This window comes from Sinomonas sp. RB5 (assembly GCF_054063535.1).
The window spans coordinates 436,983-454,425 of the sequence record NZ_JBSSGJ010000001.1 but is presented as its reverse complement, the minus strand read 5'-3'; the positions used below and the strand labels follow the sequence as shown (position 1 = coordinate 454,425).

Annotated in this window: 21 protein-coding genes; 11 read left to right on the top strand and 10 right to left on the bottom strand. The window is 71.4% G+C overall.

Features of this window, described 5'->3' with window-relative positions:
* Positions 1-13: 13 nt before the first annotated feature.
* Positions 14-895, bottom strand: a complete 882-nt coding sequence (locus ACVWWH_RS02140) for a tRNA pseudouridine synthase A (RefSeq protein WP_457315430.1) — start codon at positions 893-895, stop codon at positions 14-16.
* A gap of 182 nt (positions 896-1,077) precedes the next feature.
* Between ACVWWH_RS02140 and ACVWWH_RS02135 the strand changes: the two genes are divergently transcribed.
* The 9 genes from ACVWWH_RS02135 to ACVWWH_RS02095 all read left to right on the top strand — a co-directional run bounded on the left by ACVWWH_RS02135 (position 1,078) and on the right by ACVWWH_RS02095 (position 8,591).
* A complete protein-coding gene (locus ACVWWH_RS02135) occupies positions 1,078-1,281 on the top strand; it encodes a Flp family type IVb pilin (protein ID WP_457315429.1) in 204 nt (67 codons plus the stop codon).
* 94 nt (positions 1,282-1,375) lie between these two features.
* The gene (locus tag ACVWWH_RS02130; protein WP_457315428.1) at positions 1,376-1,774 is read left to right on the top strand and encodes a TadE/TadG family type IV pilus assembly protein; all 399 of its coding nucleotides are present in this window, start codon (positions 1,376-1,378) and stop codon (positions 1,772-1,774) included.
* Positions 1,774-2,823, top strand: coding sequence for a pilus assembly protein TadG-related protein (locus tag ACVWWH_RS02125; protein ID WP_457315427.1), 1,050 nt, complete (start codon positions 1,774-1,776; stop codon positions 2,821-2,823). The genes ACVWWH_RS02130 and ACVWWH_RS02125 overlap by 1 nt, the downstream gene beginning before the upstream one ends.
* A gap of 34 nt (positions 2,824-2,857) precedes the next feature.
* On the top strand, positions 2,858-3,589 hold the full coding sequence (gene cpaB, locus ACVWWH_RS02120) for a Flp pilus assembly protein CpaB (RefSeq protein ID WP_457315426.1): 732 nt from the start codon (positions 2,858-2,860) through the stop codon (positions 3,587-3,589).
* Positions 3,586-4,809 carry an AAA family ATPase gene (locus ACVWWH_RS02115; protein WP_457315425.1) on the top strand — a complete coding sequence of 408 codons (1,224 nt, stop codon included), beginning with the start codon at positions 3,586-3,588 and terminating at the stop codon, positions 4,807-4,809. The genes cpaB and ACVWWH_RS02115 overlap by 4 nt, the downstream gene beginning before the upstream one ends.
* Positions 4,806-6,356, top strand: coding sequence for a CpaF family protein (locus ACVWWH_RS02110; protein WP_457315424.1), 1,551 nt, complete (start codon positions 4,806-4,808; stop codon positions 6,354-6,356). The genes ACVWWH_RS02115 and ACVWWH_RS02110 overlap by 4 nt, the downstream gene beginning before the upstream one ends.
* Positions 6,347-7,279, top strand: a complete 933-nt coding sequence (locus tag ACVWWH_RS02105; protein WP_457315423.1) for a type II secretion system F family protein — start codon at positions 6,347-6,349, stop codon at positions 7,277-7,279. The genes ACVWWH_RS02110 and ACVWWH_RS02105 overlap by 10 nt, the downstream gene beginning before the upstream one ends.
* An 8-nt stretch (positions 7,280-7,287) precedes the next feature.
* A complete protein-coding gene (locus tag ACVWWH_RS02100; protein WP_457315422.1) occupies positions 7,288-8,178 on the top strand; it encodes a type II secretion system F family protein in 891 nt (296 codons plus the stop codon).
* Positions 8,175-8,591, top strand: coding sequence for an Hpt domain-containing protein (locus ACVWWH_RS02095; RefSeq protein WP_457315421.1), 417 nt, complete (start codon positions 8,175-8,177; stop codon positions 8,589-8,591). The genes ACVWWH_RS02100 and ACVWWH_RS02095 overlap by 4 nt, the downstream gene beginning before the upstream one ends.
* Here the strand turns inward: ACVWWH_RS02095 and ACVWWH_RS02090 are convergent.
* The gene (locus ACVWWH_RS02090) at positions 8,551-9,408 is read right to left on the bottom strand and encodes a response regulator transcription factor (RefSeq protein WP_457315420.1); all 858 of its coding nucleotides are present in this window, start codon (positions 9,406-9,408) and stop codon (positions 8,551-8,553) included. The two genes, ACVWWH_RS02095 and ACVWWH_RS02090, sit on opposite strands and share 41 nt — an antisense overlap.
* 123 nt (positions 9,409-9,531) lie before the next feature.
* Between ACVWWH_RS02090 and ACVWWH_RS02085 the strand changes: the two genes are divergently transcribed.
* Positions 9,532-11,190, top strand: a complete 1,659-nt coding sequence (locus ACVWWH_RS02085; protein ID WP_457315419.1) for a sensor histidine kinase — start codon at positions 9,532-9,534, stop codon at positions 11,188-11,190.
* 119 nt (positions 11,191-11,309) lie between these two features.
* Here the strand turns inward: ACVWWH_RS02085 and rplQ are convergent, their stop codons facing one another.
* The 6 genes from rplQ to infA all read right to left on the bottom strand — a co-directional run bounded on the left by rplQ (position 11,310) and on the right by infA (position 14,554).
* Positions 11,310-11,891: a 50S ribosomal protein L17 gene (rplQ, locus tag ACVWWH_RS02080; RefSeq protein ID WP_457315418.1), complete on the bottom strand. Its 582-nt coding sequence runs from the start codon at positions 11,889-11,891 to the stop codon at positions 11,310-11,312.
* 58 nt (positions 11,892-11,949) lie between these two features.
* The gene (locus ACVWWH_RS02075) at positions 11,950-12,960 is read right to left on the bottom strand and encodes a DNA-directed RNA polymerase subunit alpha (protein WP_066499468.1); all 1,011 of its coding nucleotides are present in this window, start codon (positions 12,958-12,960) and stop codon (positions 11,950-11,952) included.
* A gap of 187 nt (positions 12,961-13,147) precedes the next feature.
* Positions 13,148-13,552 (bottom strand): 30S ribosomal protein S11, encoded by a 405-nt coding sequence (gene rpsK / locus ACVWWH_RS02070; RefSeq protein WP_043120112.1) that lies wholly within the window; start codon positions 13,550-13,552, stop codon positions 13,148-13,150.
* A gap of 36 nt (positions 13,553-13,588) precedes the next feature.
* Positions 13,589-13,966 (bottom strand): 30S ribosomal protein S13, encoded by a 378-nt coding sequence (gene rpsM / locus ACVWWH_RS02065; RefSeq protein ID WP_066499470.1) that lies wholly within the window; start codon positions 13,964-13,966, stop codon positions 13,589-13,591.
* Between the two features lie 185 nt (positions 13,967-14,151).
* Positions 14,152-14,265, bottom strand: a complete 114-nt coding sequence (gene rpmJ, locus ACVWWH_RS02060; RefSeq protein ID WP_011775570.1) for a 50S ribosomal protein L36 — start codon at positions 14,263-14,265, stop codon at positions 14,152-14,154.
* Positions 14,266-14,332: 67 nt separating this feature from the next.
* On the bottom strand, positions 14,333-14,554 hold the full coding sequence (gene infA / locus ACVWWH_RS02055) for a translation initiation factor IF-1 (RefSeq protein ID WP_011775571.1): 222 nt from the start codon (positions 14,552-14,554) through the stop codon (positions 14,333-14,335).
* Between the two features lie 417 nt (positions 14,555-14,971).
* Between infA and ACVWWH_RS02050 the strand changes: the two genes are divergently transcribed.
* Entirely contained in the window at positions 14,972-15,202 is a 231-nt protein-coding gene (locus ACVWWH_RS02050) for a hypothetical protein (RefSeq protein WP_457315417.1), read from the top strand.
* 8 nt (positions 15,203-15,210) lie between these two features.
* Here the strand turns inward: ACVWWH_RS02050 and ACVWWH_RS02045 are convergent, their stop codons facing one another.
* Both ACVWWH_RS02045 and ACVWWH_RS02040 read right to left on the bottom strand, forming a co-directional pair.
* Complete coding sequence (locus tag ACVWWH_RS02045) at positions 15,211-16,116, bottom strand: SRPBCC family protein (RefSeq protein ID WP_457315416.1); 906 nt, start codon at positions 16,114-16,116, stop codon at positions 15,211-15,213.
* Positions 16,117-16,194: 78 nt separating this feature from the next.
* Complete coding sequence (locus ACVWWH_RS02040; protein ID WP_457315415.1) at positions 16,195-17,295, bottom strand: P1 family peptidase; 1,101 nt, start codon at positions 17,293-17,295, stop codon at positions 16,195-16,197.
* Between the last annotated feature and the right edge of the window lie 148 nt (positions 17,296-17,443).

The following is a 17,443-nucleotide window of genomic DNA, read 5'->3' as shown; positions in this document are numbered from 1 at the left end:
CGGCTCGGGATCCTCAACTGCCCGAAATTTCCTCCCGCAGGGCCCGCGTCAGGTCCGCCCGCGCGGCCAGCTCCGCCCCGGACTCGGGGTAGCCGACCTCCTCGAGCACGAGCGGGTGCGGTGGCGCGAGCCGCGTCTTCGCGTCCCGGACCCGGGCCAGCATCCGCTCGTGCAGCCACCCCACCGGTTCGAGCCCCTCCCCCACGCGCAGCGCGGAGCCGATGAGCGCCCGGACCATGTTGTGGCAGAAGGCGTCGGCGCGCACCCGGGCGACTACCACGCCGTCGGCCGTCCGCTCGAACGCGAACTCCTGCAGCGTGCGCACCGTGGTCGACCCCTCCCGCGGCTTGCAGAAGGCAAGGAAGTCCTGCAGGCCCAGCAGTTGGTCCGCGGCGGCGTTCATCCGCCCCACGTCTACCCCAGCTCGGTGCCAGAGCGTGATCCCACGCAGCACCGGGTCCCAGTCCTCCGGCCGGTCCGCGATCCGGTACGAGTAGCGCCGCCACAGCGCCGAGAAGCGCGCGTCGAACCCGGCGGGAGGCACGACGGCGCTGCGTACCTCGAGCGCGCCCGTCTCCTTCCCGAGCACCCGGCTCAGCGCCCCGCGCAGCCGCCGCACGAGGACCTCCTCCGGCGCATCCGACGAGCGCCGGGCGAGCCCGTCCCACTCCGCGAGCGATACGTCCAGGTGCACCACCTGCCCACGGGCATGCACCCCGGCGTCGGTGCGGCCGGCCACCACCACCCGCACCGGCCGGCGCAGGATCAGGGCGAGTGCCTCCTCGAGGGCCCCCTGCGCCGTCCGTAGCCCGGGCTGCACCGCCCACCCGCTGAACGGGGCGCCGTCGTAGGCCAGATCGAGGCGCACGCGTACGGTGGAGGGCTCGGACGTCATGGCGAACAGTCTAAGGATTCGCGCAGGAACGCCGCGGCCGAAGCGCAGGATCCGGCCCGAGGAAGAGGCTTCTGCGAGCTTCGCCCCAGATCCGTACCCGAGGCCGAGCCGACTCCCTAACGTCGATGGTGGAGCTGGTGATCGGACCAGCCGACAACCACCACACCCCACAGGAGCACAGGATGCTTTCCATCATCGCAACCCTGCACGTCGCCGGCCTCAAGCTCAAGGAGCGCGCCCTCTCGGGCGAGCGGGGCGCCACCGCCGTCGAGTACGGCATCATGGTCGCGCTCATCGCCGTGGCGATCATCGCCGTGGTCGGCCTCCTCGGCGGCCAGCTCAACACCATCTTCACCAACGTCAAGGACTCTCTGGGCGCCGCGTGATCGTTCGGACGGTCTCGGCCAGCCCTGAGCGGCTGTCCGAGACCGTCTTTTGCCTGTAAGGACTGCCGGAATCATCCAACACTGAGGAGCCACCATGCGCACCAGCGACCGGGAGCGCGGCGCAGCAGCCGTCGAGTTCGCCCTCGTGCTGCCGGTGCTCATCCTCCTCGTACTCGGCATCGTCGACTTCGGCCGTGTATTCAACGCCCAGCAGACCCTCACCTTCGCGGCCCGGGCTGGGGCCCGCGCGATGGTGCTGCAGAACAGCACGTCGGCGGCCATCACGGCCGCCCAGAACGGGGCGTCGACCCTCGGCACCCTCCCGGCCTCAGCCTTCACCATCTCGCCCTCGGCCTGCCCGGCACCGGGCCAGACGCCGGCTGGCACCGTGCCGCCGACCATCACGTTCACCGTGAACTACACGTTCACGGGGACCGGGTTCTTCGGAAGCTTCGCCCTCCAGGGCAAGGGGGCAATGCTGTGCGGCGGCTGATGATCCTCCCCCGACTCTCGGCTCGGGCACACGACGGCGGAACAGACCGCGAGCGCGGTGCCGTTGCCGTCCTCACGGCCATCCTCATGGTCGTCCTGCTCGGCTTCGCGGCCCTCGCAGTGGACGGAGGGATGCTCTACGCGGAGCGTGCGCAGCTGCAGAACGGCGCCGACGCCACAGCCCTGGCGATCGCCCAGCGGTGCGCGGCCTCGCTCACCGATCCGCAGTGCTCCACGACCTCCACGCTGGCCACGTCGCTCACGCAGTCCAACGCCCAGGCAGGCCAGGCCGGCATAGCCTCGCTTGCGATCAGCACGACCTCGCGCACCGTCACCGCCACGACCCAGCCCCTGCAGCCAGGCTCCCAGCCGGGCTCCGTCGCGCTGTTCCTTGCCCGCGCGCTCGGCATCACGAGCGCGACGGTGGGTGCGAGGGCGCAGGCAGCCTGGGGCAGCCCCAGCACGGGCATCGCGGCCTTCCCGCTGGCCTTCTCCGTCTGCCAGCTCCAGGGCACGGCGATCGACGGCGCCACCCAGCTCATCCAGTCCTTCGGGTCAGGGGTGAACCCCAGCTGCACCTACGGCACCCCGGGCCAGCCGAGCCAGGTGGTCCCAGGCGGGTTCGGCTGGCTCCAGCAGAACGCGAACCAATGCGGGGCGTCAATCAACGTGGCGGCCTCCATCGGCGGCAGCCAGCCCGGCTCGAGCGGCCCCAGCTACTGCAACGCGGTCTATTCAGGATGGATCGCTGCCCTGCAGGCCGGCCAGCGCGCCATCGTGCTCCTGCCCGTGTTCACAACTGTCACGGGCACCGGCAAGAACGCGGTCTACACGATCGCCGGGTTTGCAGCCTTCAGTGTCAAGGGCTGGAACTTCGGCGGACAGGCCTACTACAACAACACGCCGCCCGCCGTCGACTCCTCGCTCAGCTGCAGCAGCAACTGCAAGGGCATCATCGGCCAGTTCATCACCTACGTCGACCTCGACAGCGCCTACCAGGTCGGCCCGTCCACGGCCTTCGGCGCCACCATCGTCCGCCTCGCCCAATAGATCCCGCCCAGTAGATCCCAGGAGCCCTCCCCGCATGAAGTCACGACTCATCGCCGGCGCCGCCGCGCTCGTCGCGGCCATCATCGGCGTCGCCCTCGTCCTCTCCTACGCCCAGGGCGCGGACGCCCGGGCGATGGCAGGCATGCAGCCAGCCAAGGTCCTCGTGGTCGTCAAGCCCGTTCCCGCAGGGACCGCCGCGGACAAGCTCGCAGACTTCGTCCAGGCGCGCACGCTTCCGGCCGAGGCGATCGCGCCCTCCGCGCTGCACACGCTCGACGGCACGGCAGGCAAGGTCACCACGGCAGACCTCCAGACGGGCGAGCAGCTCCTGGCCGAGCGGCTCGCGGACCCCCAGTCCCTCGCCAAGCCCGGAACGGTGCGCGTCCCGGCCGGGCTGCAGGAGGTCTCGTTCCAGCTCGATCCGCAGCGCGCCGTTGGCGGACTCCTCGCAGCCGGTGACACGGTGGGCCTCTTCCTCTCCTTCGACAAGGGCGTCGGCACGCCAGCCGGAGCGCAGAGCACCGACCTGTCGATGACCGGAATGCTCGTCACCTCCGTGCAGCAGGCGGGGAAGACCTCGGACTCCTCGGCCTCGCCGACGTCGGCTCCGACCACGCCGCTCATCGTCACCGTCGCCGCGAACGCAGCCCAGGCCTCCCGGATCGTCTTCGCGGGCGAGTTCGGCAAGATCTGGCTCAGCAAGCAGCCCGCCGGTGCCACGCAAGCCGGCCCGGGACCCATCGACGGCGGAAAGGTCTACCAGTGAGCGGCTTCGTCCTGATCTCCCCGAGCCCCGAGTTCGCCGAGCGGATGCATTCCGCGGTCGACGGCGCCCTCCCGGGCTCCCTGCACACCGTCGCCACCGCGGAACTCCCCGAGCAGCCGGAGCAGATCTTCGCGCGACTCGGCGGGGCGCAGCCAGACGCGCTCGTGCTCGGCCCCGGTGTCCCGCTCGACGGCGCGCTGCGCCTCGCCACCGTTTTCGATGTCCGCTACCCGGCCGTCGCCGTCCTCCTCGCCGCCGAGGCCGACGCCGAGCTCATGCTCCAGGCCATGCGTGCCGGGATCCGCGATGTGGTCTCTCCCGACGTCCAGGCCGAGCAGCTGCGCGTGGTGCTGCAGCGCTCCGTCCAGGCCACCGAGGGCCGCCGCCGCGCCGAATCTGCCGCAGGTCCAGACGGCGCCACTGGCCCTGCCGACGGCCCGCGCGGCCGCGTGATCGGCGTCTTCTCCCCCAAGGGCGGCGTGGGCAAGACCACCCTCGCCACCAACATCGCCGTGGGCCTGGCCAAGGCCGCCCCGATGGGGGTCGCGATCCTCGACCTCGACCTGCAGTTCGGCGACGTCGCCTCCGGCCTGGACCTCGACCCCGAGCACACCGTCACCGACGCCGTCTCCCCGGCTGCGGCGCGCGACGCCCTCGTGCTCAAGGCCTTCCTCACCCTCCACCCGGCCGGGCTCTACGCGCTGTGTGCGCCCAAGACCCCCGTGGAGGCAGACGCGATCACGCCCGAGAAGGTCGGCCACCTGCTGCGCCAGCTCGCCGCGCAGTTCGACTACGTCATCGTGGACACGGCCCCGGGCCTGGGCGAGTGCACCCTCGCCGCGCTCGAGCACTGCACCGACGGCGTCTGGGTCACCGGCATGGACGTCCCCGGGGTGCGCGGGCTGCGCTCGAGCCTCGATGTCCTCGGCCACCTGGGCCTGCTGCCCGAGGTGCGGCATCTCGTACTGAACATGGCGGATGCGAAGTCCGGGCTCAGCGTCCGCGACGTCGAGGTCACAGTGGGCGTGCCCGTGGACGTGAGCGTGCCGCGCTCCAAGCTCGTGGCCTACTCGACCAACCGCGGCATCCCCGTTCTCCAGTCGACCCGCAGGGACGGCGCCACCGCCGCGCTCGGCAAGGTCGTGGAGCGGATCTCGCCGTCTGCCAAGGCCAAGCCCGCCGCCCGGCGCCGGGCCCACCGCCGGGTAGTGGTCGCGTGAAGCTCTCGGAGCGCCTCAGCCTCGCCGAGACCGGCGGGGTCGCCCTCGCCGCGCGCCCTGCAGCGTCGGCGGCCGACGCCGACACCTCGGACACCGCCGGGCCCGCGACACCGTCCGCCCCCGCGCCTGCCTCCGCGACGGGTTCCGCCTGGGCGAGCCTGTCCGCGCGAGCCGCCGCCGCACCGTCGTCCGCAACCGCTGGGTCACCGGCCCCGGCCGCACCGGCCGTGGCCCAGGACGCCCTCACCGGCCTCAAGCAGCGCGCCGCCACGGCCCTCTTCGAACGCATGGGCCAGCGGTTCGGGGATAGCGAGGCCACCGAGGACGACCTCCGCAGCGCAGCCCGCGAGGAGCTCACCCACATCATCGACGAGGAGCCCGTGCCCCTCAGCGCGCCCGAGCGCGTGCGGCTCCTGCGCGAGGTCGAGGACGACGTGCTCGGCTATGGGCCGCTGCAGCGGCTCCTCGACGACGACGCCGTCACTGAGATCATGGTCAACCGCCACGACCAGATCTACATCGAGCGCAAGGGCCACCTCACCCTCTCCGAGCTGCGCTTCACTTCGGAGGAGCAACTGCGCGCGGTGATCGAGCGGATCGTCTCCCGCGTGGGCAGGCGCATCGATGAGTCCTCCCCGCTCGTGGACGCCCGCCTCGCCGACGGCTCCCGCGTGAACGCCGTGATCCCGCCGCTCGCCGTGGGCGGTTCTTCCCTGACCATCCGCAAGTTCGGCAAGACCCCGCTGACGGTGCGCGACCTCATCGGCTTCGGCACCCTCACCCCGGACATGGCCGAGCTGCTGCGCGCGTGCGTCGAGGCGAAGCTCAACATCATCGTCTCGGGCGGCACCGGCACCGGGAAGACCACCCTGCTCAATGTCCTCTCCGGGTTCATCCCCCGCGGCGAGCGGATCGTGACCATCGAGGACGCCGTGGAGCTGCAGATCCAGCAGGAGCACGTGGTCCGGCTTGAGAGCCGCCCACCCAACACCGAGGGCAAGGGCCAGGTCACCATCCGCGACCTCGTGCGCAACTCCCTGCGCATGCGGCCCGACCGCATCGTGGTCGGCGAAGTGCGCGGGGGCGAGTCCCTCGACATGCTCCAGGCCATGAACACCGGCCACGACGGGTCCCTCTCGACCGTGCACTCCAACTCCCCCCGGGACGCGATCGCGCGCCTCGAGACCCTCGTGCTCATGGCCGGCATGGACCTGCCGCTGCGCGCCATCCGCGAGCAGATCGCCTCCGCGGTCAACCTCATCGTGCAGATCTCGCGCCTGCGCGACGGCACCCGCCGCATCACCCACGTCACCGAGGTGCAGGGCATGGAAGGAGACGTCGTGACGCTCCAGGACGCGTTCGTGTTCGACTACGCCGCCGGGGTCGACCCCTCCGGCCGTTTCCTCGGCCGGCCGATCGCCACCGGGGTCCGTCCCCGGTTCCTCGAGCGCTTCGAGGACCTCGGCCTGCACGTACGGCCGGGCATCTTCGGCCCGCTCGTGGCGCCCGGCGCAGCTGGCGCCGTGAAGGAGGGGCCGTGGAGCTGATGCTCGGCTGCGGCCTGATCCTCGGAGGGGGCGGTGCCGCCGCCATCCTCGCGCTGCGCCCCGGCAGCCCCGCGCTGCCCGCCAATCGCCGCCGGCCCACGACGGCGCCCCGCGGCTCCGCCCTAGGCCGCGCCCGCCGCGGAGCCTCCGACGCGCTCCAGGGCTGGCTCACCGGCCACCGCCTCCGGCTCGTCTCCCCCGAGCAGCTCGAGCTCGCGGGCCTGAACGTCCGCCAGGCCGACCTCGTGCTCGTGGTCGGCGGCACGATGCTGGCCAGCCTCCTCCTCAGCGCCCTCGCAGGGCTGCTGCCGCTCGGCATCCTCGCGGCGCTGGTCGCCCCGGTGCTGCCGCGCGTCGTCGTGCGTTCGAGGATCGCCGCGCGCCGGAAGCGGTTCGACAGCCAGCTCGGTGACACCCTCCACCTGCTCTCGGGCGGGCTCCGTGCCGGGCACAGCATCCTGCGCGCGATCGACGCCGCCGCTGCCGAGAGCCCCGAGCCCACCGCGCACGAGATGCGCCGCGTGGTACGGGACACCGCTCTGGGACGGGACCTGCTGGCCTCGCTCGAGGAGACCTCGGTGCGCATGGCCAGCGAGGACTTCGTGTGGGTCGCCCAGGCGATCCAGATCAACCGCGAGGTCGGCGGCAACCTCGCCGAGGTCCTCGACCAGGTCAACGAGACCATCCGCGAGCGCGGGGAGATCAAGGGCCACATCACGGCTCTGGCCGCGGAAGGCAAGTTCTCCGCCTACATCCTCATGGCGCTGCCCCTGGGCATCGTGGCCATGCTCATGGTCGTCAACCCCCACTATATGACCCCGCTGTTCACCAGCCCGTTGGGCTGGATCATGGTGGGCGCCTCCGTGGTGCTCATGGGCATCGGCGCACTCTGGCTGCGCAAGATCATCGACATCAAGTTCTAGGAGGACCCGTGACCATCCCGCTCCTGGCCGCCGCGCTCGTGGCCCTCCCCGTCGCCGCCCTGCTGTGGGCCGTGCTCTCCACGGACCGGGGTGAGATGCGCGCAGTGCAGGCCAACCTCTCCCGTGGCCTGGCCGCCGATCCAGCGGCGGCGCAGAAGCCGGGACTCTCGGGGGCGCTCGAGGCCCTCGGCCGCCGCATCACCCCGCCCTCCTACGTGCGCCGGCTCGATTCCCTGCTGGCCAGGGCCGGAAGGCCCTCCTCCCTGCCGCTGGGCCGGCTGCTCGCCGCCAAGCCCGCGCTCGCCGCTGCCGGCCTCGCGTTGTCGGCCCTCATGCTCTCAGGCGGCCAGCTGCCCCTCATGCGGCTCGTCGCGGTGTTCCTGCCCGTCTTCGGCTACGCCATCCCGGACCTCCTGCTCTACAGCCGCGGGATCGAGCGGCAGACCGCGATCCAGCGCGAGCTGCCGAACACCCTGGACCAGCTGCTCATCTCTGTGGAGGCCGGGCTGGGCTTCGAGGCCGCGGTCTCCCGTGCCGCCGCTACCGGTCGCGGCCCGTTCGCCCAGGAGCTCTCGCGCACGCTCCAGGACATGCAGGTCGGCCGCACACGGCGGGCCGCCTACCTGGGGCTTGCCGAGCGGTCCACCGTCGCCGAGGTCCGCAGCTTCGTGCAGGCGGTGGTGCAGGCCGACGCGTATGGCATCGCCATCTCCCAGGTGCTCCGGGTCCAGGCCAAGGCCATGCGCGTCAAGCGCCGCCAGCGCGCCGAGCAGCAGGCCATGAAGCTGCCCGTCAAGGTCCTCTTCCCCCTGCTGTTCTTCATTTTCCCCGTGCTGTTCATCGCGATCCTGGGGCCCGCGGTCATCAACGCCATCGCCACTTTCCAGGGGTCCCATTGAGCCTCCCTGTGATCGACCCGACCGTGCTGGGGCGGCTCGCCGCCGAGATCGGCGATGCCGGGGCGGCGAGGTTCGCGCGCGGCGTCGTGCGGCTGTGGCCTCAGCGGCGCGAGCGGCTCGCCGCGGCCCTCGCCGTCGGGAGCGCGGCAGACTCGCTCGACGCCGCCCTGAGCCTGCGCACGGCGGCATCCATGGCCGGGGCGCTCCGCCTCGCCGACGCCGCGGACCGCATCGTCGCGTGTGTGCGGGCAGAAGGGCCCCGCGCCGCGATGGCCCTGCTCCCGCGGGCGCTTGCGTGCGGCGACGTCACCATCGCCGTCCTGGCCCGGGGGCTCCCCGCCGATCTGGCAGGCGCGGCTACCGCCGCTGTCTTCAGTCGCTCGCCGGCCGCAGCCGGTAGCCCACGCCCCTGACCGTCACGAGCCAGCGCGGCGCGCGCGGGTCGTCCCCGAGCTTCCGGCGCAGGTTGCCGATGTGGACCTCGACCGCGCGCTCGTCCGCCTCGCTCACGTAGGCGTCGTCGCGGAACCGGTCGCCGCGCGCCACGCGCACGAGATCCGCCCGTGTCAGCACCCGGCCCGCCCCGCGCAGGAGCGCCTGCAGCAGGTCGAACTCGCTGCGCGTGAGCTCGAGCTCCGCCCCCGCCACGGACGCCGTGCGGGTGTGCGGGTCCAGGGCGAGGGCTCCGTTCCGCAGCAGCACCGGGTTGCCGTGCTGGGGCGGGGTCGGCGCGGGATACGGCCGTGCCGGCTCCGCCGGTCTGGGCGCATGCTCCGGCCGCGGCATCGCGCCGTGGAGGTGCCCCTGCGCAGGCCGGGCGTCGGTGCTCGGAGCGGCCGCCGCGTGTCCCATGTGCCCCACACGGGGCCGGCGCAGCATGGCGCCGATCCGGGCGCGCAGCTCGCGCGGACGGAACGGCTTGGTGAGGTAGTCGTCCGCCCCGGACTGGAGCGCGAAGAGGGCGTCCGGCTCCTCATCCCGCCCGGAGACCATCACCACGTAGGCATCGCTGGCCCCCCGGATCCGCCGGAGGACCTCGAAGCCGTCGATATCCGGCAGCCCGACGTCGAGCGTCACCACGGTGGGGTGCTCGGTGCGTGCCAATTCGGCACCCTCTCGCCCCGTCGACGCTGTCCGCACGTCGAAGCCGGCATGCCCCAACACGTCCTCGAGGAGGCCGCGCACATCTTCGTCATCCTCCACGACCAACGCAATACCCAGACCGTTCACAGTGACCCTCCATACGACCGGGAAGCGACACAGCCTGTCATTGAGACCATGTCCTTGTGTCACAGTATCCGCTATGCGTGATAAACAAGTGAAGGGGGCCGTCTCACGTATCGGGGAGTGAACGTGTCTGTCAAGGAGCTGGCCACCGCCAGCCGGGTCCTCCGCTACGTGGACCGGGCCGGGGCACGCACGCGCGTGGTCCTGTGCCAGCTGCCGCTGTCCGTGGCTGTGGCCGTCATTGCGCTCGCCGCGCCTAGTGCCTGGGCGGACGCGGCCGCAGCGCCCCTGTTCGCCGCCGGCATCCTTGCCCAGATGGCGGCCGCGCTGGTGTCGCTGCTCCTGCCGTGGGAGCGGCTGGACGCCGCGGCAGCGCTCTGGGTCCCGGTCCTCGACCTCGTCTCCGTGTGGCTCCTGCGTAATGGCGGTCCGCACGGAGCGCTCACCGGAACCGGCGCCCTCGCGGTGTTCCCCATCATCTGGATTGCCGGCTCGACGCTCTCGGCCCGCATCGCCCTGCCGACGGCGTTGCTCGGGCCCCTCCTCATCACGCTGCCCACGCTGCTCACGCCCGGGGCAGCAGGCCATCCCGTCTTCAGTGACGCCCTGCTCCTGCCGCCCCTCATGCTCACGGTCGCGGTCGCAATCCGGGCCGCCGGGGCGGGCCTGCGCCTGCAGGAGCGTGCACTGCGCGCGCACCAGGTCAAGCTCAAGGAGCTGCTCGAGGAGGCGGTGGAGAAGGAGGCGCTCCTGGCCACGATCCTCGACGCCGCGAGCGTGGGGATCGTCGCCGTGGACCCGGGCGGGCGGCCCGTGCGCTGGAACGAGGCGTTCCGCTCCCTGCTCGAGGGCGTGGGCTGGGAGTCGCCGGCGGACTTCGACATTGCCGACCGCGCCTTCCCCGTGTTCACGAAGGACCGCCGCGCGCGCGTCGAACCGGACCGCCGCGTCCTCCACCGGGCTGCCCGCGGCGAGGCGATCGACGGTGAGATGGTGTGGCTCGGGTGGGGGCCGCGCGCCCGGGCATTGCAGGTGGTGGCGCGCCCCGTCGACGGCGACCGCGGGGGCGCGGTGGTCTCCTACACCGACGTGACCCAGCTGGCCCAGACGGCCGAGGACAAGGCCGAGCTCGTGCGCACCGTCGCCCACGAGTTCCGGTCCCCGCTCACGTCCGTGCTCGGCAACCTCGACCTTGCGCTCGAGGCCGAGCTCCCGGCCGCGGCGCGGTCGCGGCTCGAGGTCGCCCAGGGCAACGCCGAGCGCCTCATCGAGCTCGCCCGCGACCTCATGGCCTCCTCCGAGGTCACCCTTCCGATCAGGCCCACGAGGATCGACCTCTCGGCGGTGCTCGCCGCCCGCGCCGAGGCGGTGCAGACGGCGGCCGACGCCGCGCAGGTGCGGCTCGTCGTCGACCTCCCCCCGCAGCTGTGGGTGCAGGCGGACCCGCTGCGCATCGGGCAGGCGGCCGACAATCTGCTCTCGAACGCGGTGAAGTACTCCCCCGACGGCGGGGTGGTCACCCTGTGTGCCGCGGAGGCGTGCGGCTGGGTGCGGGTCGAGGTCGCGGACACCGGCATCGGGATCTCGGAAGAGGACCGTCCGCACATCTTCGACCGGTTCTTCCGCACCGACGCCGCCCGGGGCCTCGACATCCCGGGGGTGGGGCTCGGGCTCTCCTTCACGCGGATGGTCGCCGAGCGCCACGGCGGCCGGCTCGAGGTCCAGAGCGAGCCGGGCTCGGGCAGCGTGTTCTCGCTCGTCCTCCCCACGGCCGGCCCGAGCTAGGGCCCCTTCACCGTACAGGACGGAGCCCGGACGACGAGAAGGGCCCCCGTTCCCTGGAGGGGGAACGGGGGCCCTTCGCGGATCAGGCGTCCCGACGGTGCGGGACGGCCGGGAGCCGACTACTTGGCGTCGTCGGCCTTCTCCTCGGCTGGAGCCTCAGCGGCATCCTCGGCCGGAGCCTCGGTGACCTCGGCCTCGGCGGGAGCCTCAGCGGCGGTCTCCTCGGCAGCGGTCTCCTCGGCCGGAGCCTCGACGGTGGCCTCGGCCTTCGGCGCGCTCTTCTCGGCGGCCTTCTCGGCCTCCTTCACCACAGCCTGCTTCGCCGAGACCGGCTCGAGCACGAGCTCGATGACAGCCATGGGGGCGTTGTCGCCCTTGCGGTTGCCGATCTTGGTGATGCGGGTGTAGCCACCGTTGCGCTCCGACAGCTGCGGGGCGATCTCGGTGAAGAGCTCGTGGATGATGCCCTTGTTGGTGTTCGTGCGCGCCGAGATGGCGGCCTGGACACGGCGGCGCGAGGCGAGGTCGCCGCGCTTCGCGAACGTGATGAGGCGCTCGGCGACCGGGCGGAGGCGCTTGGCCTTCGTCACGGTCGTGGTGATGCGCTTGTGCTCGAAGAGCGCAGCGGCGAGGTTGTTGAGCATGAGGCGCTCGTGCGCCGGGCCACCGCCCAGACGCGGACCCTTGGTGGGTGCAGGCATTGTCGTTTCTCCTGTTGTGGACCGCTACCGGCTCTCACCGGCGGCGGGCAAGTTCTTCTTAGAGCTCGTCGTCGCTGTAGGCGGCTTCGTCCTCGTCGGCGGCAGCGCGCGCAGCGAGGGGATCGAACCCGACCGGCGAGTCCTTGAGCGAGAGGCCCAGCTCGAGGAGCTTGGCCTTGACCTCGTCGATCGACTTGGCACCGAAGTTGCGGATGTCCATCAGGTCCGCCTCGGAACGGGCCACGAGCTCGCCCACCGTGTGGATGCCCTCGCGCTTGAGGCAGTTGTACGAACGGACGGTGAGGTCCAGGTCCTCGATCGGCAGGGCCATGTCCGCAGCGAGCGCGGCGTCCGTCGGGGACGGGCCGATCTCGATGCCCTCGGCGGCGGTGTTCAGCTCGCGGGCGAGGCCGAACAGCTCCACGAGCGTGGTGCCGGCCGACGCGACGGCGTCGCGCGGCTTGATGGCCGGCTTCGTCTCCACATCGACGATGAGCTTGTCGAAGTCGGTGCGCTGCTCGACACGGGTCGCCTCGACGCGGAAGGTCACCTTCAGCACCGGGGAGTAGATCGAGTCGACCGGGATGCGGCCGATCTCCGCGTCCGCGGACTTGTTCTGCGCCGCGGAGACATACCCGCGGCCGCGCTCGATGGTCAGCTCGAGCTCGAACTTGCCCTTGGAGTTCAGGGTGGCGATGTGCAGATCCGGGTTGTGGATCTCCACGCCGGCCGGCGGGGCGATGTCCGCGGCCGTCACGACGCCGGGGCCCTGCTTGCGCAGGTACGCGACGACGGGCTCGTCCTGGTCGGAGGAGATCGAGAGGCTCTTCAGGTTGAGGATGATCTCGGTGACATCCTCCTTGACCCCCTCGACCGTGGTGAATTCGTGCAGCACGCCGTCAATCCGGATGCTGGTGACGGCAGCCCCGGGGATTGAGGACAGCAGGGTGCGGCGCAGCGAGTTGCCGAGGGTGTAGCCGAAGCCCGGCTCCAGCGGCTCGATGACGAAGCGGGAGCGGTTCTCGGATACTACTTCTTCAGACAGGGTGGGGCGCTGTGCAATGAGCACTGGGTTTTCCTTTCAGGAAGCATCCGCTATATGACGCAACACAGATGGATGGAAAAGGTCTGAACTAAGTAATGAAGCCGGGCGGGACAGGCCGCGGGAGGCGAGCCGCGCCGTCGTGCGTTGTCTGTGACGCACGACGGCGGGGGCTCGCCTCGGGCGGACCGGCCCCGCCGGCCCCGAAACCCTGTTAGACGCGGCGGCGCTTCGGCGGGCGGCAGCCGTTGTGCGCGCTCGGGGTCACGTCCTGGATGGACCCGACCTCGAGGCCAGCGGCCTGCAGCGCGCGGATGGCGGTCTCGCGGCCCGAACCCGGGCCCTTGACGAAGACGTCGACCTTGCGGAGGCCGTGCTCCTGGGCACGCTTCGCGGCGGACTCGGCGGCCTGCTGCGCAGCGTACGGGGTGGACTTGCGCGAGCCCTTGAAGCCGACCTCACCGGCCGAAGCCCAGGAGATCACAGCACCGGACGGGTCCGTGATGGACACGATGGTGTTGTTGAAGGTGCTCTTGATGTGCGCCTGACCGAGCGCGATGTTCTTCTTGTCCTTGCGGCGCGGCTTGCGGACCGACGTCGCACGAGTCTTTGGGGGCATGTAGCTTCTCCTACCTAAAGTCCTGGGTGACCGCTATCAGCGGCCGGCCTTCTTCTTGCCTGCGACGGTGCGCTTCGGGCCCTTGCGGGTACGAGCGTTGGTCTTGGTGCGCTGGCCGCGGACCGGGAGGCCCCGGCGGTGGCGCAGACCCTCGTAGCTGCCGATCTCGACCTTGCGGCGGATGTCGGCGGCCACCTCGCGGCGGAGGTCACCCTCAACCTTGTAGTTGCCCTCGATGTAGTCACGCAGCTGGACCAGCTCAGCGTCCGTCAGGTCCTTGACCCGGACATCCGCGCTGATGCCCGTGGCAGCGAGCGTTTCCTTCGCACGGGTGCGACCCACGCCGTAGATGTAAGTGAGCGCGATTTCCAGCCGCTTTTCGCGGGGAATGTCAACGCCAGCGAGACGAGCCATATCGGCGGTTCTCCTTGTGCTATCCGGAGGTCGTAGGCAGGACACCCGCTCCGTTCTCGAGCGGCCCCAGCCTCCGGGCCGGGGGTCAGCTGTCCGGGCCCATTCGTCCCAGCGCAGCTTGTGCTGCCTTCTCTAGTTATTGCGTGGGCGTTGCCCGGCCTGATCCTCTCCCTCGCGGGAGGGGATCAGCCCTGGCGCTGCTTGTGGCGCGGGTTCTCGCAGATCACCATGACCCGCCCATTGCGGCGGATCACCTTGCACTTGTCGCAGATCTGCTTGACGCTCGGCTTGACCTTCATGGCTGTGTCCTTTGCGTGTTCTGCAGGTGGTCAGCATTGACGCCCGGGTGCCCCCGGGCGCGGCTGCTTACTTGTAGCGGTAGACGATCCGGCCGCGAGTCAGGTCGTACGGGCTGAGCTCCACCACGACGCGGTCCTCAGGGAGGATGCGGATGTAGTGCTGGCGCATCTTGCCAGAGATGTGGGCGAGTACGACGTGCTTGTTCGTCAGCTCAACGCGGAACATTGCGTTGGGCAGCGCTTCAGTCACGACGCCCTCGATCTCGATGACACCGTCCTTCTTGGCCATAGCCTCCGCTAACTTTCTCTGCCGCCGGGCGCACGGAGCTCCCCGGCGGACGTGTATGGTTTGACGACTGGCTTCCCGCACGCCCCAAATGGGCATGGAAGGGCCGACAGCCAACACACAACTGTACGCCACGTGGGCGTGGAAGTTAAATCCGCCCATGGTACACGCCGTGCCGTTCCCCGGCTCCGTAGGCCCGGGGCCTTCGGGAGAGGGACGGGGCGGCGCGCCGCTCGGAGCTGCTTGCGGCGGGCGTGACCCGGCACGATCTCGTGGCGGCCATCCGGACAGGAGCAGTGCTCCGACCAGCCCGGGGCATCCTCGCGCTGCCCGACGCCGATCCGCTCCTGGTCCGCTGCCTGACGACCAACTCCCTGCCCACGTGCGTCTCGGCGGCGAGGAGGCACGGGCTGTGGGTGGATGGACCACATCGTCCAGCGGTGCCTCGATCTTGAGATCGACGGGAAGACGCACCAGCAGCCCGAGAGCCGGTCCAGCGACTACCTGCGGGATGGGGCAGCCCAGGCCCGCGGCTTTGCCACCCTGCGGGTGAGCTACGCCGACGTAGTCCACCGGACGGCACAGATGGTGCGCCGCGTGGGCGCTGTCGTCTCGGGCCGCCTGAGCGAGGGCAGCCTGCCCGTCTACTGACGTGCCGCCTACTGCCCCGCACCAGCCTCGGCCTCGGCCTTGGCCTTGATCCCGGCCAACAGCTCCTCCTGGCTGCGCTCCGTGAGCTTGATGGCCAGCGAGTCGACGGCGGCGTCCGCCCAGTTGGACGGGATGACGTCCGACCGCATGCTCAGGCGGGTCCCGCCGTCCTCGGGTGCCACCGCCACCACGAACACCGGCCCGAGCGCGGCCTTGGACGTGAAGTGCTCGTTGGGGACGAACTCCGTGTACTCGTGGGTCGTCTTGAGCGGGATGCCCAGAATCCGCCACGAGGCGGCGAAGGTTGTTCCGACGCCCTCCGGCGCCACCTTGAGGTCTGAGATCTGGACATCCGGCCCCAGCCACACCGTTGGGTCCTTCACCAGGTCGAACACGCGCTCCACCGGGGCCTGGATGCTGACGGCGCCGGACCAGGTCAGCGTGTGGCCGGGCTTCTTCTCGGGCTGGAAGATGGCCTTCTGTCCGGTCTCCACGAGGCTCTTGATGTTGGCGACCAGGCCCTCAATGTCATCCTCGGCCCATCGGGTGAAGAGCGCCTGGAGCGGCACCCGCACGAGCGGGGTCTCGATGTCGAACCCCTGCTCGACGCTCAGCCTCGTCCCGGCGCCGGCGGGCTCGAGGGAGAAGGTGAGCACAGGGCCGGCCGAGGCCTTCGAGACGATCCGCTGGTTGGGGACCACCTCCCGGTACTCGTGGGTCACGGACATGTGGATGCCGAAGATCCTCGCGGCCCACTTCGCCGACGTGCCCACTCCGTCCGGGGCGAGCTGGACGTCCGTGACATCGCTGTCGCCGGGGAAGGCGAGCATCCACCGCGTCGGGTCACTGAGGAACGTGAAGACGGTGTCCACCGGCGCATTGATCTCCACGGTCTTCACGAGGTTCTCAACCATCGCTTCCATCCCCTCTCGCGGCGCGGATCGTTGCACCCAGTCAACCGACTCGGTGCGGCGCCCACCCAGAGGAGAAGGTCACGGCACGGGGAAGCGCTCCCAGGTCCCGGCCGGGGTGGTCACGGGCGTCGCCGAGCGGACCCCGTCCAGGATGGCCTCCTTGACGGCGTTGGCCGCGGCGACCTGCACGGACATGAGGCCGACGACGCGCCCCGCCTCGGAGGAGCGGTCCAGCTCGATGGCCCGCGTGGACGCGCCGAAGACCGTGTCCCCGTCCACGAGGGTGTGGCTCGGGTCCAGGGCGCGGGCCAGGCCCGCGTGCGCGGCCGTTGCCAGGCGCTTGCATTCTGCGGGGGTCAGGCAGGCGTTCGTCGCCACCACCACGAGCGTCGTGTTGAGGGGCCCCGGCGCTCCGAGCATCCCGTGCGGCCCGGGCCCCCCGGGCGCCCCGGCGCGTCCGGAGGCCCGGCCGGAGCCACCCCCCTCACCGGCCGAGGCCGCCTCCTGCGCAATCTCGGCCTCCCCCTCGGCCGGGGCCGCCGCCACGGCCCCCGGGAACACCGGCACCCCGGCGGCGTTCACCACGGCGAGCGCCCCGACCACGATCCCCTCGGGCAGGACCACCGGCGCGCCCCCGGGCGGTCCGGGCACGGGGCCGCCCGGCAGGCGCACCGATGCCATCCCCACGCCGCCCTTGTACAGGGCCCTGCCCACCGCCGCCCCGGTGCCGGCGCCGACGCAGCCGCGGAGCCCGCCGTCGGGCGCGTCCTCGAGCCCCACGCACGCGGCCGCCGCCTCGAAGCCCATCGCAGCGTCAGGACGCGCGGCGAAGTCCCCGCCCCGGCCGAGGTCGAAGATCACCGCGCCGGCGACGATCGGCACCACACCGCCCACCACGGGATGCCCCTGGCCCTGCTGCTCGAGCCACAGCTGCACACCGCTGGCCGCCGCGAGCCCGTACGCGCTCCCCCCGCACAGGGCGATCGCATCCACGGTCTGCACGAGGGTGGACGGGTCGAGGGCATCGGTCTCGATCGTGCCGGGCCCTCCGCCGCGGACATCGACCCCGCCGGCGCTGCCGGGAGGGAGCACGACGGCGGTCACTCCGCTCAGCCATCCGTCCTCCGTGCGCTGGGCGTGGCCGACCCGGAGGCCGGGGACATCGAGAAGGGAATCCATGGGCCCATTCAACGCCCGCTCCTGCCCCCGCTCAACGGCGCGCGCCCTACACCCCGGCGCGGCCCCTCGGTGTGGCCCACGCCACTCATTACGCTAACGCAGTGTGAACTCTTGGATACACGGAACGGAATTCGCTGCGGGTGGGGGC